Below are 17,178 nucleotides of genomic sequence, written 5' to 3' on the forward strand. Positions count from 1 at the left end.
ATTACTCCATCATTTTTTCGATTGGCAGAACCAGAATGGAGCTGGCGCCCAGCGCTTTCAGTTTCTCCATTGTTTCCCAGAACAGGGTTTCGCTGCTGACCATGTGCATCGCCACGCGTTGCTGATCGCCTGCCAGCGGCAGAATGGTCGGACGTTCCGCGCCCGGCAGCAGCGCAATGATTTCGTCCAGACGCTCACTTGGCGCGTGCAACATAATGTATTTGGATTCGCGGGCCTGAATCACGCCCTGAATACGGGTCATCATTTTGTCGATCAGCAGTTGTTTCTCTTGCGGCATTTCACCGTCGCGCTGGATCAGACAGGCTTTGGAGCGGTAAATCACTTCGACTTCGCGCAGGCCGTTGGCTTCCAGCGTGGCACCGGTGGACACCAGGTCACAAATGGCGTCTGACAAACCGGCGCGCGGCGCGACTTCGACCGAACCGTTCAGCAGGCAGGATTTGAAATCGACGCCTTTCTTATCGAGGTATTGCTTGAGCAGGTGAGGGTAGGAGGTGGCGATACGGGCATTTTGCAGGCTCTGCGGACCGGTGTAATCGGTGTCCAGCGGTGTGGCCAGCGACAGACGACAGCCGCCGAAATCCAGACGACGCAGGGTGAAGTAACGCGGATCTTCGCCCTGAGCGCGGCGGCTCAGCAACTCTTCTTCCAGCACGTTTTCACCGATGATGCCCAGATCGACCACGCCATCCATGACCAGCCCCGGGATATCGTCATCACGCACGCGCAAAATGTCGATCGGCATGTTTTCTGCGAAGGCGATCAGGCGCTGTTCCTGCAGGTTGATTTTAATCCCGCAGCGGGCGAGCAGTTCGCGTGATTCATCGCTCAGGCGACCAGACTTCTGCATTGCTATCCGTAAACGTGTTTTATCCAGCATGATGACCTCAGTTTCTTAATTATTTATCGTAAAATCGTGAATTTCTAATTTCTTATCTTCAATCCGTCAGGCCAAAAAAAAGCCCCCGGAAGTCATCTTCCGGGGGCTATCTCTGCGTTCTGCGCCACTGGAAGATCTAAACAGTCTCCCAGCACCAATCGCCTGAAAGACTAGTCAGGGTGATGGTGATGATGGTGGTTAATCAGAACGTTTGTCATGTCAGTGTCTCTGTGCGTTTATTCAGGTGCCGCGAGATTCAGTATTGAATCATTCGCCACACGCATCAAATTCATTGCCAATAAAACTAAACTATCGGGCGGCCGCAGCGCAACCTTTTTTTCCGATGATGAGTTTTTCTTATCCGCAGCGGTAGTTTCATCGTAATCATGAATGATCTGTTAACAGACGCAAAGAAAACCTTACGCAGACGGGGCGGGGAAAACACCGCGTTTGCTAGTATAAAGGAAGAGAGAGCAGCAACTGGCGCAGTGATGCCAAATGCCACTGAACAAACGGAGTGACGTATGAAGAAGGTTTCGATTATCGGTCTGGGCTGGCTGGGAATGCCACTGGCAATGGCGCTGGCGTCGAGAGGATATGACGTCGTGGGCAGTAAAACGACCCTGGATGGTGTGGATGCGGCGCGAATGGTGGGCATCGAATGTTTTCCGCTGGTATTCACGCCTGAAATGGAATGCGAAGCGGAAGATCTCGATCGTCTGCTCAACGTTGATGCGCTGATCATCACCTTACCGGCGCGGAGAACGGTCGAAGGCAGCGAACTTTACTTTCAGGCGGTCCAGATGTTAACCGACAGCGCGCTGGCGCATAACGTCAAACGCATCATCTTCACCAGTTCGACCTCTGTTTATGGCGAGGCGGAAGGGGTGGTCCGTGAAGACGCGGTTCTTGAACCGGTCACGGCCAGCGGAAAAGTGCTGAAAGAGCTGGAAAACTGGTTCCATGATTTGCCGAACACATCCGTGGATGTGTTGCGGCTGGCGGGACTGGTTGGCGGCGATCGCCATCCGGGTCGCTTTATGGCCGGTAAGACAGATGTGAAGGACGGGACGCATGGCGTCAACCTGGTGCATCAGGACGACGTGGTGGCAGCAATAACCTTATTGCTGAGCCTGCCCAAAGGCGGCCACACCTATAACCTTTGCGCGCCTGCTCACCCGGCCAAAGCCGACTTTTATCCTGCGCTGGCCAGGCAGATGGGGCTGCAACCCCCAACCTTTGCTGAACAGACTTCAGCAGGTAAAGGAAAAGTCGTGGATGGCGGGCGGATCTGCAAAGAACTCGGCTTCGAATACCAGTACCCTGATCCGCAAGCTATGCCTTTTTAGTCGCTAAACGCGGTTTAAATAATAATATGTTATGACCTGCCGGAAATTCCGGCAGGTGTTCAAAATGTGACGGATTAATGTTCAGTAACTAACCGCTTCATTTTGAGGGAAAGGTTTTGCGCGGCCAAATGCCCCTTATTTATTCTCATGCCATTAATTAGCCTGCTTAATGACGTTCCGTTTCTTCCGGTCATTCTCTTATACGCTTAATAAGCAGAGTTAAAGATGCGTTTTATTCGCTTTTTTGGGGATGAAAGTGGCGGTGGATGCTGCATCAGTAATAAAATTCCTAATCCTGCGCTTTTTATTTGCCATTGAGCGGTATAAACCACTTTTTTAAGCACAATCATTAAAGTTTTCCTGAAGAGTTGCCGATAGGTTTGTACGGCAACAGTCCGCCGTTCCATCATTTCTTCTTATCAATCTAGTCGACAGACTGGATGACGTCCCGTGTTTGATCACAAATTGTTACAATCATTGTCTTTTTGCTTTTGAAACCGCGTGGTTGCTCACGGATTCAAAACAATCTGCGCTTATTTTAACCAAAATTATCTCAGACTACTCCCCGACAGCCCGCAGCATGACTGGGTTGCGCATAATTAGCACAATGATCATGCTATTCTAAATTTCCAGCACAAAACCCTGCCTGAACTATCATTAATTGCTGCGTGTGCTAATCATTTGGCTTTAGATGGACTTTGTACAAAATGATCTAAAAATGGCTAAAAAACGCAGTTTGTGAGGAGTTTTTTAGACGGTTTTTTACTTTTGGCTTAAAAGTGCGCAAATTTTTACGATAAATTGCACTTTTAGAGACAAAATAAATTTATAAAGTGTGATGCGTGTCACACTTTATTCAAAATTCGGCAACGGTAAGATTGTATGTATAAAGGAAACGGGGTTAGAGTTGCGTCGTAGTAAGATTATTCCTAATAATGTATGTAAAAGCGTTTCACTGAATGAGACGTCATCACAGCAACGGACCCTGCCAGTACATAAAAACTGAAGTGTTTTTCGATTACTTAGCAGTGCAATTGTCACAATTAATTTAGTTTACATCAGGAACAACTTTGTATTGGCGGTGAAGTAAATACCGCGGGATAAATCTTTTTTCATCGTGAGATTTATTAATCAGCCAATGATCCAATTGTTTTGATAGTAAAAAATACTCCTGTCACGCCGGGTAAAACTCTTGCTGCATGGAATATGTCTATCAATCAGCCGCCTTTAAAAAAGCGGCATCGGTAATGGGGTAGAACAGAATGTCCGAATTGCTTAAGCACATATATGATATCAACCTGTCATATTTACTGTTGGCACAGCGTTTGATTAACGACGAGAAAGCCTCAGCGATGTTTCGTCTGGGGATTGATGACGTAATGGCAGACACCCTCGGCCAGCTCACGCTGCCGCAGATGGTGAAGTTAGCTGAAACGAACCAGCTTTTGTGTCAGTTCCGCTTTGATGACAGCAAGACAATTGAACGCTTGACGCAGGAATCGCGTGTGGATGACTTACAACAAATCCATACCGGCATCCTGTTGTCCAGTCACCTGCTGAAAGGCCTCGCTGCGAAAGACAGCGGCGTGATGAAGAAAAGGGCGTAGCTATGTCTGGTAGAGATGCGTCAACCAAACCGGCAGAAAAAAGTATTGTTCAGGAAGCACGGGACATTCAGCTGGCGATGGAACTGATTACGCTGGGTGCCAGATTGCAGATGCTGGAAAGCGAAACGCAACTGAGTCGTGGCCGGCTGATCAAACTGTACAAAGAATTGCGCGGAAGCCCTCCGCCGAAAGGAATGTTGCCCTTTTCCACTGACTGGTTCATGACATGGGAACAAAACATTCATTCCTCGATGTTTTACAATGCGTACTCTTTCCTGTTGAAGAGCGGCCATTGTAACGGCGTGGAAGCGGTGATTAAGGCCTACCGTTTATATCTGGAACAATGTCCTGAACAACCGGGTGAAGCGCCGATCCTCGCGCTGACTCGTGCCTGGACATTGGTACGGTTTGTCGACAGCGGCATGTTGCAACTTTCCGCCTGTAACTGCTGTGACGGTTCATTTATCACCCATGCACACCAGCCCCGTCATGGGTTTGTTTGCAGTCTTTGCCAGCCCCCATCCCGAGCAGTAAAAAAACGTAAACTTTCCCCGCAGGTTGCCGATATAACATCTCAAGAGCTGGACGAACAGGTCAAGCGCGCAGTTTGAGATAGTTGGGTTGCAGTAAGTCGTTCTGAGCGGTGGCTACCACCGCTCATCATTTCTCCCCCGAACATCTCAGTCATTCTCTGGCACCTTTTATGCACGATCCTGCTGCAAGGTCTGTCAGACACATGGCGCGCGTTTTACCTCGCCCTAAAACCACATCGAATTAAGGATTCATCGTGCTAGTGATAATAGGTTACATCGTGGTAATGGGCTCAGTCTTCGGCGGTTTCATGCTCGTCGGCGGTGAACTGGGCGCGTTATACCAACCCGCAGAATTACTCATCATCGGCGGTGCCGGTATCGGTGCCTTCTTTGTCGGTAACAACGGCAAAGCGATCAAATCCACTATGCGCGCGTTGCCGCAGCTGTTCCGCGCGTCGAAATACAACAAAGCGTTGTACATGGATCTGATGGCGCTGCTGTACCGCTTACTCGCCAAATCACGCCAGCAGGGGATGCTGTCGCTGGAAAATGACATCGACAATCCGGCTGAAAGCGACATTTTCGCTAATTATCCGCGCATCCTTGCCGATAAACATTTAGTCGAATATCTGACGGACTATCTGCGTCTGATGGTCAGCGGCAACATGAATGCGTTCGAAATCGAAGCACTGATGGACGAGGAAATCGAAACCTACGAGCACGAAAGTGAAGTGCCTGCCAACAGCCTGGCGCTGGTCGGTGACTCACTTCCGGCCTTCGGTATCGTGGCCGCGGTGATGGGGATCGTACACACCCTGGCCGCCGCAGACCGCCCGGCAGCAGAACTGGGGGCATTGATTGCTCACGCAATGGTCGGGACCTTCCTCGGTATCCTTCTGGCTTACGGCTTTATCTCTCCGCTGGCCAGCGTACTGCGCCAGAAGAGTGCTGAAAACGCCAAAATGATGCAGTGCATCAAGGTGACATTACTGTCGAGCATCAACGGTTATGCGCCACAAATCGCCGTCGAGTTTGGCCGTAAAACCTTGTACACCTCTGAGCGACCTTCCTTTATTGAACTGGAGGAGCATGTTCGCCAGGTCAAGTCGCCGGGTCAGAAACAAACTGAAGAAGAAAAAGTATGAAGCATCAAAGCCATCCAATCGTTGTTGTTCGTAAGAAAAAAGGTAAACACGGCGGAGGGCATCACGGCGGGTCGTGGAAGATTGCTTACGCTGACTTTATGACAGCGATGATGGCTTTCTTCCTGGTGATGTGGCTGATTTCCATCTCCAGCCCTAAAGAACTGGTGCAAATTGCCGAATACTTCCGTACGCCCCTTGCGGTGGCGATCACCGGCGGGCCGCGCAGCAGCGATGCCACCAGCCCGATCCCGGGCGGCGGCGAAGACCCGACGGTGCAGGACGGCGAAGTGCACAAAATGGATCAGTCACAAGGCGAAAGCCGTCGCGAAGCCGGTGACTTGCAAAGATTACAACAGAAACTGGAAGACATGCTGGCATCCGATCCGCGGCTGAAAGATTTACGCCCGCATCTGATGATTAACCTGACTGAGCAGGGTTTGCGTATTCAGATTATCGATAGCAAAAACCGCCCGATGTTCCAGCTTGGCAGTGCGATTGTTGAACCGTACATGCGCGATATCCTCCGGGCGATTGCGCCGGTTCTCGATGATTTCCCGAATAAAGTCAGTCTGGCAGGTCATACCGACGACATGCCGTATGCCACCGGTGAACGCGGCTACAGCAACTGGGAGTTGTCCACAGACCGCGCCAACGCGTCACGTCGCGAGATGATGATCGGCGGCCTGAGCGAAGGGAAAATCCTGCGCGTGATGGGCATGGGTTCCTCGATGCAACTGAAAAACCATCCGGCAGGCGACGCCATTAACCGTCGTATCAGTATTTTAGTCCTGAACAAACACGCCGAAGAAGCGATTGAACGGGAAAACAGTGAGGGCGAGGCGATCACGATCAGTGACGCGGGCGAGCTGCAAAGACAAGTACAAGGCACACGTACAGTGCCGGCATTAGCACCACAAATGAGTCCGGCTCCGGCCGCCGCGGCGTTAGCGCCACAGGCAAGTCCGGCACCGGCAGCACCAGAAAACGTACCATCAATACCCGGGATTGAGACGCAGACGCCAGTGACACCATCGGCAGGCGCTCAACCTGCGACGGCAGCTCCGGCTGTCGCGGCAGGCACGGCACCTGCGACACATTAACAAGCCGCGATTCACAGCAGAGGTGATCACGTGAGCATGGATATTACTGATTTTTATCAGACATTTTTTGATGAAGCAGACGAGTTGCTGGCGGACATGGAACAACATCTGTTGTTGCTTGATCCGCAGGCGCCCGACATTGAGCAGCTCAACGCGATTTTCCGCGCGGCGCACTCAATCAAAGGCGGCGCAGCCACGTTTGGATTTACGGTTTTACAGGAAACGACTCACTTACTGGAAAACCTGCTCGACGGTGCTCGTCGTGCTGAAATGAGCCTGAGCACCGACATCATCAACCTGTTTCTGGAAACAAAAGACATTATGCAGGAGCAACTCGACGCCTATAAATCATCCCGGGATCCTGACGCAGAAAGCTTTGAATATATCTGCGCGGCCCTGAGACAACTGGCCCTCGAAGCGCAACAGGCGCGTGAACCTGCGCCCGATCTTCACGTGGTTGAAGAAGCGCCGGTGGCTCAGGCTGCTGCGCCTGCACCCGTTGCTCCGGCGGCAGGCAAGGGCGGTTTACGTGTGCGCCTTTCCGGCCTGAAAACACAGGAAGTGCCTGTGATGCTGGAAGAACTGGGTAATCTCGGCGAGATCAAAGACCCGGTGCAGACCGATGACAGCGTGGAAGCGACGCTTATCACCACGGTGACCGAAGACGACATCATTGCCGTCCTGTGTTTCGTGCTGGAACCGGAACAAATCAGTTTCACTCAGCCTGTGGGATCTGCTGCGGCTGACGTGGTGGCTGTCAGCGCGCCGGTAGTGGCGGAAGTGGCCCCGGCTCCGGCAGTCGTCGCCCGTCCGGCACCGGTACTGACTGCGGTACCGAACGGTGAACCGGCGAAAGCCCGCGCACCGAAAGCACCGGAATCAACCAGCATCCGCGTGGCCGTCGAAAAGGTCGATCAGCTGATCAACCTGGTAGGCGAACTGGTGATCACCCAGTCAATGCTGGCGCAGCGTTCAGACCTGCTGGATCCGGTGGTTCACAGCGACCTGCTCAACAGCATGGGTCAGCTTGAACGCAACGCCCGTGATTTGCAGGAATCGGTGATGTCGATCCGTATGATGCCGATGGAATTCGTGTTCAGCCGCTTCCCGCGTCTGGTTCGCGATCTGGCCAGCAAACTGAACAAGCAAATCGAACTGACCCTGCTCGGCAGTTCCACCGAGCTGGATAAGAGCCTGATCGAACGCATCATCGACCCGTTAACGCACCTGGTGCGTAACAGTCTGGATCACGGTGTGGAAACGCCGGAAGTGCGCGTGGCTAACGGCAAAGAAGCGACCGGTAACCTGACACTGTCAGCCGAACATCAGGGCGGAAACATCTGCATCGAAGTGATCGATGACGGTGCCGGTCTGAACCGCGAACGTATTCTGGCGAAGGCCGCATCGCAGGGCATGAACGTCAACGACAACATGAGCGACGAAGAAGTCGGCATGCTGATTTTCGCCGCAGGTTTCTCGACGGCAGAAAAAGTCACCGACGTATCCGGTCGCGGTGTGGGCATGGACGTGGTGAAACGTAACATTCAGGAAATGGGCGGTCACGTTGAAATCCATTCCCAGCAGGGCAAAGGCACCACTATCCGCATCCTGCTGCCGCTGACACTGGCTATCCTCGACGGCATGTCCGTGAAAGTGGGCGAAGAAGTCTTCATTCTGCCACTCAATGCGGTGATGGAATCCCTGCAACCGCTGGCGGAAGATTTGCATCCGCTGGCCGGTGGTGAGCGGGTTCTGCAGGTGCGCGGCGAATACCTGCCGCTGGTTGAGCTTTACAACGTCTTTGATGTTGAAGACGCGAAAACCGAAGCCACGCAGGGCATTGTGGTTATTTTGCAAAGCGCCGGACGTCGCTACGCCTTGCTGGTTGACCAGCTGATTGGTCAGCATCAGGTTGTGGTGAAAAACCTGGAAAGCAACTATCGCAAAGTACCGGGCATTTCCGCCGCCACCATTTTGGGCGACGGCAGCGTGGCGCTGATCGTGGACGTGTCTGCCTTGCAGTCACTGAACCGCGACAAATTAGCAACCGGTGCCACTGCCGCATAACAAGCAAAGCTTCCGGCGGCCTTAAACGTCGCCGGGTGTGAAAAACTCAGGCCGATTTAAAGATAAAAGCAAAGGTGAACAACATGGCAGGACTTGCAACCGTGTCAAAAATTGCGGGCGAAACAGTAGGTCAGGAATTTCTGATCTTTACGTTGGGCGATGAAGAATACGGCATCGATATCCTGAAAGTGCAGGAAATCCGCGGATACGATCAGGTAACCCGCATTGCGAACACCCCGGCATTTATTAAAGGTGTCACCAACCTGCGTGGTGTCATCGTGCCCATCCTCGACCTGCGCGTGAAATTCGCGCAGGAAGATGTGATTTACAACGAAAACACCGTCGTGATCGTCCTGAACTTCGAAAACCGCGTCGTCGGGATCGTGGTTGACGGCGTGTCAGACGTGCTGTCCCTGAGCCAGGATCAGATCCGCCCGGCCCCGGAATTTGCCGTGACCATGTCGACGGAATACCTGACAGGGTTAGGGTCGCTCGGTGACCGTATGTTGATCCTGGTGGATATTGAGAAGCTGCTGAGCAGTGAAGAAATGGCCTTAGTGGATTCGGTGACGAAAATTTGATTTTCGTTTTTTAAGGTCAAGGTCGTGGGCTCGCCGCCCACACTGGCCCAGAGACCCGCAGTCGCGCGGGCCTCTGGACTCCACGCTCTTTTCACTGCGCGCTGTCGCAGGCACGACGGACATGTTCTGTCACCGCCGCGTGTGGCGCAAAATCTTGTCGCTCCGCGATACCTTCTCTCGGTCTTCGAGCCTCCGGTCTCGAAGCCGCTCCGTTCAGCAAGATTTTTGATCACGCCAGATAAGATTGAATAAAATCCTCGTTCTGCTTCTCTCCAAAATCAAAGGCGGAAGGGGATTGTCTTGCTCCTTCCCCTGCGAAGGGGAAGGCCGGGATGGGGTATTAATGGCATCTCTGCAACTTACTGCAAACCATAAAAACTCCTTGGAAGCAGTATCTCATCTCCGCGATTTGCCCATTTTTAATGTGTGGATATCCAGTTATTGTCTGCTCGCTGCGGCAAAATCCGCAGTCGGGTGTAGGAGCCTGGTTTTCTGCCGTAGCACCGTATATGTGTGCTATCGCTTTGAATCATCTTTATAAAACGTTTTTTAACGTATATTGTTTTGGTGACTCAGGCGGGGCAGCCTTCGGGCTGGTCGGACGGTAGACCGATCTCCTACCCCCGCTTGGGTTACCACTTTTGCGTAGGAGCTTAGGTGGTAGCAGATATGCAATCTGCCATAGGTTTCAGTCAATGAAGACAATAGATACCAACGACACATCCCCCGATTCATGGACACTCACCGATCGCTGCCGTTTGCTGGCGCACGCACTGGTGAATCCGCAAAATAAAGGCGCACAGGACAGACTTTGCGTGATGCTGCAAAACCAGCTTGAATGCCTTGAAGCGACGTTATCGCTGCCCGTTCCTGAGCACCGGAAAGATTTAGGCATACCGCTGGACGACGGCTTATATGATTACGCCGATCTCGAACCCGACGAACTTTGCGACCAGTGCATGGCGCTGAACTTCACACTGATGACGCTGCACGACAGAAAGATAAAAGAGATCATCGCGTATATCTTGTGGGAGCGTTTTGAAATGCTGCGCTGTTCGCTGTATTCCTCATCTGAGGAGTTTGACGCATGAAAAAAGACTGGCATCAGGCCGACATTATTGCGGCGATCAGAAAGAAGGGCACCACACTGGCGGCGGTGTCACGCCGCGCGGGGCTGTGTTCCTCCACGCTGTCGAACGCGTTAACCCGCAAATGGCCGAAAGGTGAAAGGCTGATTGCCGAAGCCATCGGCGTAAAAGCCGAAACCATCTGGCCGAGCCGTTACACCGAAATCAAATACAACTGAGAACGGCTCCCTCCCCTGCGAAGGGGAGGGCTGGGGTGGGGTATTAAGGTCAAAAACTAAATTCAAAGTGTGCTTTAACTCATTGCTTTGTATTTAAAACCCCCTCCCAACCTCCCCCTTCGCAGGGGGAGGAGCTAAAAACCGCCCCGGTCTGGCCGCCAGACATTGCTGAGAAAGTGCTCAGTTAGCTCCCACCCCTGCGAAGGGAAGGGCCGGGGTGGGGTATTAATGGCATCTGTGAACTGACCCTATTTTTTGCACCCTTTCTAACTCATTGATTTTACTAAATCACGCAAGCCACATAAAAAAGAGGGTATTTCTGCCGAAATAGGAATAATCTTTTGCAGTTCAACGCCTAAACCTGAAAACCCAACAGTTCACTGCCGCATAGGCCGCTTAGAAAGGCTGAGTAACATATCCCGTATCCATGCTGGGGTTGCCGAAGCCATCGGCGTAAAAGCCGAAACCATCTGGCCGAGCCGTTACACCGAAATCAACTACAACTGAGACCGGCTCCCTCCCCTGCGAAGGGGAGGGTTGGGGTGGGGTATTAAAGACGGCTTAACTGTTTGCGTTTCCATCAAACCCACACCCCATCCCAGCCTTCCCCTCGTGAGAGGGGAAGGAGCAAAAGCAAAGCGTGCTGCTTTGAGTTCACTGCCGCACAGGCAGCTCAAGATCGCAGGTCAATGCCGGAGGGCGCGATCTGATTATTGAGACCACAGGCGTTGTAAAATTAATTAATACTAAGATCTGATTTAAAAGATGCCTGCTAATCATCTTTAGCAATGACAGCAGGCATTTATAAAAAATCATCATGAGTTATTATTTCGTGCAATAAACTCTTGCTTCACGAGGTGTATATATTCCTAAAGTGATGATGCGCAGGAATACATCCATACCTGATTCCTGAACTTCAGTACGAACAACTTTATTTGCGCCGCCACAAATTTTTGCTGCGTCTATTGTATGTTCTTGCCCAATACCATTAACGAAGAAAGCTTGTCTGGTAACATGAGCGGGTTGCTCTGCAATACCCTCATTTAATTTGAATGTCTGTTGAGCGCAGCCTGACAATGCAGTGACAGCAAGGACCGAAATAATTAATTTTTTCATGATAACTCATATTGATAATAAAGAGGTGAAATCATATATTCTGGCCTGTTGATACTTTCACAAATCCGACCACTCACTATTATTCGTTATTAAAGTACTTGGTTTACTCTGTGTTGAACTATGTGAGGATTGAGGCTTTTCTGTGTTGTATTAACGGAGGGTAAAGGTTATTAGCCGGTTGCATTTTAATATGAATGATAATCAATAATATTCAGCCATTATACTAATAATAAACGCTGCGTATTTATGCGGATCACGATTGGGCTGACTGTTCACTGCCGTCCAGCCAGCCTCAGCACTCACCCCACCAAATCCCGTTCAACAAACGCCTTTCGCCACTGTGAGGGCGTCGTCCCGAGCCGCTGGCGGAAGTGATGGCGTAAAGTTTCCGGCGATCCGAAACCGGCCTGTTCGGCGACGCGGTCGATACTCAGTGTGCCGTTTTCCAGCAGGGCGCAGGCTTTTTCCAGCCTTACGCTCAGCATCCATTCGCCCGGCGTGGTGCCGGTAGCATCATGAAAACGACGCAGGAAGGTACGGCGGCTCATGCCAGCTTGTGCGGCGAGTTGATCAATCACCAGCGGCGTATTGAGATGGCTGCGTAAATCATCGAGCAGCGGAGCGAGGGTTTTTGCCGGATGCCGCGGCACTGGCTGTTGTATCAGCTGCGCCTGATTGCCTTCACGCAGCGGCGGCGTCACCATCCTGCGCGCGGTGCGGTTAGCGACTTCAATGCCGTAATCGCGGCGGATCAGGTGCAGACACAAATCGACGCCCGCCGCGCCACCGGCTGAGGTGATAATGCTGCCTTCATCGACATAAATCATGCCATGTTCAACCTGTACCCGCGGAAATCGCTGCGCCAGCACATCGGTGCTGTTCCAGTGCGCGGTGGCGCGTTTGCCGTCCAGTAAACCGGCAGCGCCGAGCACGAAACTTCCCGCGCAGATCGACACAATCCTCGAGCCGTTACGATGTGCTGTTTGCAGGGCCGCGATCAGCCGGTCAGAGGCCGGTTCGTGGATGCTTCGCCAGCCGGGGATGACAATGGTTCCCGCATCTTCCAGCAGTTCCAGCCCGCCATCGACCACCAGCCGCACGCCGCCTTGTGCGCCAAACGTCCCTTCCTCGACGGAGGCGACGGATAACTCATACAGCGGTTCGCCGGTGAGTTCATCGGCGCGACCAAACGCTTCGACGGCTGTCCCGAACTCGAAGGTACACAGACACTCGTAGGCCAGCAGCACCAGCCGCCGGTTTCGCGGAGCAGGATTGCGCGGGGAAGACATCAATGACAGACCAGCGTTTTGCATAAAAGGAAAACCATCAGATTGGCATGATCTTGACGATACATGGCATCCGCGCGGATTTCTACGCCGCCGTCAATCTTCCATGCTGTGCGTCTCTTACCCTTGCAGGATTTCAGCATGAAAAACACCTTCGCCCTGATGGCGGTATGTCTGGCGGCTCTGATGTCAGGACTGGAAATCTCCAGCGTACCCGTATTATCACCGGTACTTGAACAGCAACTGCATGCCAGCTTCCGTGAACTTCAGTGGATCATGAACGCCTATACGCTGGCCTGTACCACGGTACTGATGGCGACCGGCACGCTGGCCGATCGCTACGGTCGAAAACGTGTTTTTATCCTCAGTATTGCTGCGTTCGGACTGACGTCACTGTTATGTGGTTTAGCAGGCAGTGCGCAATGGCTTATCGCAGGACGTTTCGCGCAGGGGCTGAGTGGCGGTGCGATGCTGACTTGCCTGATCGCTATTCTCTCGTCGCAATTTCCGCAAGGAAAACCACGCAGCCGGGCTTTCGCTGCATGGGGAATAACCTTTGGTTTCGGGCTGGGATTTGGCCCGGTCATCGGCGGCATACTTGTTGCCTGGCTGAGCTGGCGATGGGTGTTTCTGGTTCACGTATTTATCGCCGTACTGACCCTGATTCTGGCGCTGAAAAACGTGGTGGAATCCCGTGACGGACAGTCCCAAAAACTGGACCTCGGCGGACTGATTACGCTGTCGGTCACGGTGATGGGCGCGACGTTCCTGATTACGCAGGGCAGCAGTCTGGGCTGGAACAGCCTCACCGCAGGCGCCGTTCTGCTGGCGACTGCCGTCAGTGCTGCGATGTTCATCTGGATTGAAAAACGCCATCCGCATCCGATGTTCGATTTCTCTGTTTTTCGCATCCGCGCATTTTCCGGGGCGCTGATGGGATCCATTGGCATGAACTTCAGCTTCTGGCCGCTGATGATTTATCTGCCGGTCTATTACCAGGGCGGGCTGGGCTACGACAGCGTATCCACTGGTCTGGCGCTGCTGGCCTACACCTTACCGACTTTGCTGATGCCGCCGCTGGGCGAAAAGCTGACGGCGCGTTTTGGTGCGTCCCGGCTGATCCCGGGCGGGTTATTCGCAATCGGTGCGGGCTTTATGCTGATGCACATCGCGGTGGTTCATCATCTGAGCCTGTTGCCCGGCGCGTTGCTGGCAGGCATGGCGCTCGGGCTGACCAATACCCCGGTCACTAACACTACCACCGGTTCGGTCGCAGCAAACCGCGCGGGAATGGCCTCGGGCATTGATATCAGCGCACGGCTGATCACGTTGGCAATCAACATTGCGCTGATGGGCAGCCTGCTGGTGGCGGGAATTGCCGCGAGCCTGAAAAAGGTCATGCCAGCCGCAGGGGAACTGTCTTCTCTGGCAGAACGTATTGCCGGTGGCGCAGTGACAGATGGCTTGCCCGGTGGGCAGATTACGCAGGCGCTGACGGAGGGTTTTGCCGTCATTCTGGTCTACGGCATGGTCGGGGTGTGGATGCTGTCACTGATGAGTTATGTGCTGTTTAACGTCAGACGGCAAAACAAAGCCCGAACCGCAATGAAAACTTGAGGATGTACGACGGGTGGCGTACATTGCGGGCAGTGTTTTTATCAGTGTTCATCATTAAGGAAGAATATGAATATTTGTAAAGTAGGGGATGAGAAAAAGGCGATGTGCGGCGTGTGTGAGGCTTTTCGCACGGTGAGCTATCAGCTGCGCGATGTGCCGTTTGATGACGGCAGTGGTGTGGTGAAAAATATCATCGCGGGCGTGTGCAAAACCTGCGGCAATGTCGCGGTAATCCCTTATCAGTCTGTGCCTGCCATCCGTAAACAGCTGCAGGTACAACGTAAAGCCGTGGAAACCCGTGTGCCTGCGCACATGATTGATCTGCTGAATCTGGCCAGCGCGGAATTGGGGGCAACCCCTGATTTCGTGCCGTTACTGCTGAAGTATTACATTCATCAGCTGGCCTCAAATCCGGAAGCGGCTATGCGTATGGTCACCATGTTGACCTCTGAACTGGCGACCGGTCTGGCCAATAAGCGTCTCTCGCTGAAAGGGCGTGAGATTGGCAATGATATCGAAAAGCTCAAAAACCTTTCCCAAATCGACAACACCACCGAGCTGCTGAAAGGCGTGGTGCTGATGATTCACCACGATCTTCTGGTCAGTCCGGATAGCCATCGCATCGCACTTTTAAAGAGTTTTGTCGCCACCGTGGCCTGATCTCATTCCCCCCGAAAAAAATCTGATCCCTATCACATAAAGTTCCTCTTCTGTCTGCCGATAACTGTTCCAGATAATTCTCATTTGAAAAGGAACAACATGTTTAACCGTATGAAAGTGGTCACGGGCATCGTGATCTTACTGGTGGTCTTCGGTGCTTTACAGTTGGTATCCGGTGGCCTGTTCTTTAAATCCCTGAAGACAGACAAAGACAATTTCACCACATCACAGCAGATCCGTTTACAGCAGGCAGAATTTAATGCCAGCTGGATTTATCTGCTGCAAACCCGTAACACCCTGAACCGCGCGGGTATCCGGTTCATGCTTGACGCTAACCAGATGGGGAGCGGGGCAACGGTCAAGGAACTGATCGATACGGCGACGAAAGATCTGCAAATCGCCGATCAGCACTTTGCCAATTATCAAAAAATCCCGGTGGATGCCAGCCAGAACCCGCAATACGCGGAAGAGGCTAAAAAGCAATATCAGGTGCTGCACGACGCACTTTCTGAACTGATTGAGCTGATTGGTCTGGGGCGTATCAATGACTTCTTCGAACAACCGACTCAGCAATATCAGGATAACTTCGAAAAAGCGTTCGTCACCTATATCGATCAGAACGATCACCTCTACGACAACGCGGTAAAAATCAGCGACAACTCTTTCCACCACGCCATGTGGATGCTGGGCACTGTGCTGATTGTACTGGCTATTTTCATTGTTCTGGCCTGGGTCGGCGTACAACGCGTTCTGATCCATCCGCTGAAAAATATCGTCGATACCATCCGCAAAATTGCAACCGGTGATCTGACGCACGAAATAGTCGTGAAAAGCCGTAATGAAATCGGCCAGCTTGCCGATAGTCTCAAGTACATGCAGGACGAACTGATCCGCACGGTCTCCGGTGTACGCCACGGCGCTGATGCGATTTACAGCGGCGCGAGCGAAATCTCCGCAGGCAACAGCGATTTGTCTTCACGTACCGAGCAGCAGGCGTCCGCGCTGGAAGAAACCGCAGCCAGCATGGAACAACTGACCGCCACCGTGAAACAGAACGCCGAAAACGCCCGTCAGGCCAGCCAGCTGGCGCTGAGCGCATCGGAAACGGCACAGAAGGGTGGGAAAGTGGTGGCAAACGTGGTCGATACCATGAATGACATCGCCAGCAGCTCGAAGAAAATCACCGACATTACCGGTGTGATTGACGGGATTGCCTTCCAGACCAACATTCTGGCGCTGAACGCCGCCGTTGAAGCCGCGCGTGCAGGTGAGCAGGGCCGTGGATTTGCGGTCGTGGCCGGTGAAGTTCGTACTCTGGCGCAACGCAGCGCACAGGCAGCAAAAGAAATTAAAGGGCTGATTGATGATTCTGTCAGCCGTATTAATACCGGTTCAGTGCTGGCGGAAAGTGCCGGTGAAACCATGCATGACATGGTCAATGCCGTCACACGTGTGACTGACATTATGGGCGAAATCACCTCGGCGTCGGATGAACAAAGCCGTGGGATCGAGCAGGTCGCACAAGCCATTACTGAAATGGATCGGGTGACACAGCAAAACGCCTCACTGGTGGAAGAATCCGCGTCCGCTTCGGCGGCGCTGGAAGAGCAGGCCAGCCTGCTGACGCAATCCGTGGCGGTCTTTACGCTGAGTCAGACCACAAATAACAACGTGCGCCAGAACCCGGCCTCTTCGGCCAGACTGCCTCTGTTGACTCCGAACCTTTCAGGTTCAAAAGCCGGTACAGGTGGAGCGCAGGGTACAGATTTAACCGAAAACTGGGAAACCTTCTAAGCACGTACATCAACATCGCTACCCAACATAGCCAGGTTTGCAGGAAGGCGGCAAACGAGGAAATCCCGGTGCGCTTACTTCGGTAAGAGATCCGGATGACTGAGAGCAGCCAATGC

16 protein-coding genes and 1 other annotated feature are annotated in these 17,178 nt (G+C 52.7%); of the genes, 12 read left to right on the top strand and 4 right to left on the bottom strand.

Translation table 11 applies throughout. The features are described from left to right. Window position 1: 1 nt before the first annotated feature. Window positions 2-901 carry an ATP phosphoribosyltransferase gene (gene hisG, locus J9880_RS16735; protein WP_095922344.1) on the bottom strand — a complete coding sequence of 300 codons (900 nt, stop codon included), beginning with the start codon at window positions 899-901 and terminating at the stop codon, window positions 2-4. 73 nt (window positions 902-974) lie between these two features. Next, window positions 975-1,096 (bottom strand) — a sequence feature (His leader region). Window positions 1,097-1,425: 329 nt separating this feature from the next. On the opposite strand from hisG, the gene J9880_RS16740 reads away from it, so the two are divergent. After that, complete coding sequence (locus J9880_RS16740; RefSeq protein ID WP_119822389.1) at window positions 1,426-2,250, top strand: SDR family oxidoreductase; 825 nt, start codon at window positions 1,426-1,428, stop codon at window positions 2,248-2,250. A 206-nt stretch (window positions 2,251-2,456) separates the two neighbouring features. On the opposite strand, the gene J9880_RS16745 is transcribed toward J9880_RS16740, so the two are convergent. Beyond that, window positions 2,457-2,600: a hypothetical protein gene (locus J9880_RS16745; RefSeq protein WP_165497994.1), complete on the bottom strand. Its 144-nt coding sequence runs from the start codon at window positions 2,598-2,600 to the stop codon at window positions 2,457-2,459. Window positions 2,601-3,512: 912 nt separating this feature from the next. On the opposite strand from J9880_RS16745, the gene flhD reads away from it, so the two are divergent. From flhD to J9880_RS16785, 8 genes are all read left to right on the top strand, one after another. Continuing rightward, window positions 3,513-3,857, top strand: coding sequence for a flagellar transcriptional regulator FlhD (gene flhD / locus J9880_RS16750; RefSeq protein WP_095922342.1), 345 nt, complete (start codon window positions 3,513-3,515; stop codon window positions 3,855-3,857). 2 nt (window positions 3,858-3,859) lie between these two features. Beyond that, the gene (gene flhC / locus J9880_RS16755; protein WP_095922341.1) at window positions 3,860-4,468 is read left to right on the top strand and encodes a flagellar transcriptional regulator FlhC; all 609 of its coding nucleotides are present in this window, start codon (window positions 3,860-3,862) and stop codon (window positions 4,466-4,468) included. A gap of 176 nt (window positions 4,469-4,644) precedes the next feature. After that, window positions 4,645-5,535, top strand: coding sequence for a flagellar motor stator protein MotA (motA, locus tag J9880_RS16760; protein ID WP_095922340.1), 891 nt, complete (start codon window positions 4,645-4,647; stop codon window positions 5,533-5,535). After that, window positions 5,532-6,635, top strand: coding sequence for a flagellar motor protein MotB (gene motB / locus J9880_RS16765; RefSeq protein ID WP_232769649.1), 1,104 nt, complete (start codon window positions 5,532-5,534; stop codon window positions 6,633-6,635). Before motA ends, motB begins: the two co-directional genes overlap by 4 nt. Window positions 6,636-6,671: 36 nt before the next feature. After that, window positions 6,672-8,702, top strand: a complete 2,031-nt coding sequence (cheA, locus tag J9880_RS16770; protein WP_232769650.1) for a chemotaxis protein CheA — start codon at window positions 6,672-6,674, stop codon at window positions 8,700-8,702. Between the two features lie 83 nt (window positions 8,703-8,785). After that, on the top strand, window positions 8,786-9,283 hold the full coding sequence (gene cheW / locus J9880_RS16775; RefSeq protein ID WP_095922337.1) for a chemotaxis protein CheW: 498 nt from the start codon (window positions 8,786-8,788) through the stop codon (window positions 9,281-9,283). A gap of 695 nt (window positions 9,284-9,978) precedes the next feature. Then, window positions 9,979-10,374, top strand: coding sequence for a hypothetical protein (locus J9880_RS16780; protein ID WP_195817229.1), 396 nt, complete (start codon window positions 9,979-9,981; stop codon window positions 10,372-10,374). Continuing rightward, window positions 10,371-10,589 (top strand): helix-turn-helix domain-containing protein, encoded by a 219-nt coding sequence (locus J9880_RS16785; protein WP_131694394.1) that lies wholly within the window; start codon window positions 10,371-10,373, stop codon window positions 10,587-10,589. The genes J9880_RS16780 and J9880_RS16785 overlap by 4 nt, the downstream gene beginning before the upstream one ends. A gap of 825 nt (window positions 10,590-11,414) precedes the next feature. Here the strand turns inward: J9880_RS16785 and J9880_RS16790 are convergent. Together J9880_RS16790 and J9880_RS16795 are read right to left on the bottom strand one after the other, a co-directional pair. Beyond that, window positions 11,415-11,705 (bottom strand): Bor family protein, encoded by a 291-nt coding sequence (locus tag J9880_RS16790; RefSeq protein WP_133824145.1) that lies wholly within the window; start codon window positions 11,703-11,705, stop codon window positions 11,415-11,417. Window positions 11,706-12,004: 299 nt separating this feature from the next. Beyond that, the gene (locus J9880_RS16795; protein ID WP_095922333.1) at window positions 12,005-13,018 is read right to left on the bottom strand and encodes a helix-turn-helix domain-containing protein; all 1,014 of its coding nucleotides are present in this window, start codon (window positions 13,016-13,018) and stop codon (window positions 12,005-12,007) included. A 114-nt stretch (window positions 13,019-13,132) separates the two neighbouring features. Between J9880_RS16795 and J9880_RS16800 the strand changes: the two genes are divergently transcribed. The 3 genes from J9880_RS16800 (at window position 13,133) to J9880_RS16810 (ending at window position 17,062) form a co-directional block, all read left to right on the top strand. Next, on the top strand, window positions 13,133-14,608 hold the full coding sequence (locus J9880_RS16800) for an MFS transporter (protein ID WP_195817227.1): 1,476 nt from the start codon (window positions 13,133-13,135) through the stop codon (window positions 14,606-14,608). Window positions 14,609-14,674: 66 nt separating this feature from the next. Then, window positions 14,675-15,268 (top strand): hypothetical protein, encoded by a 594-nt coding sequence (locus J9880_RS16805; protein ID WP_195817226.1) that lies wholly within the window; start codon window positions 14,675-14,677, stop codon window positions 15,266-15,268. Window positions 15,269-15,367: 99 nt separating this feature from the next. Beyond that, the gene (locus tag J9880_RS16810; RefSeq protein ID WP_095922330.1) at window positions 15,368-17,062 is read left to right on the top strand and encodes a methyl-accepting chemotaxis protein; all 1,695 of its coding nucleotides are present in this window, start codon (window positions 15,368-15,370) and stop codon (window positions 17,060-17,062) included. Window positions 17,063-17,178 lie beyond the last annotated feature (116 nt).

This window comes from Rahnella victoriana (genome assembly GCF_021276285.1).
GTDB lineage: Bacteria > Pseudomonadota > Gammaproteobacteria > Enterobacterales > Enterobacteriaceae > Rahnella > Rahnella victoriana.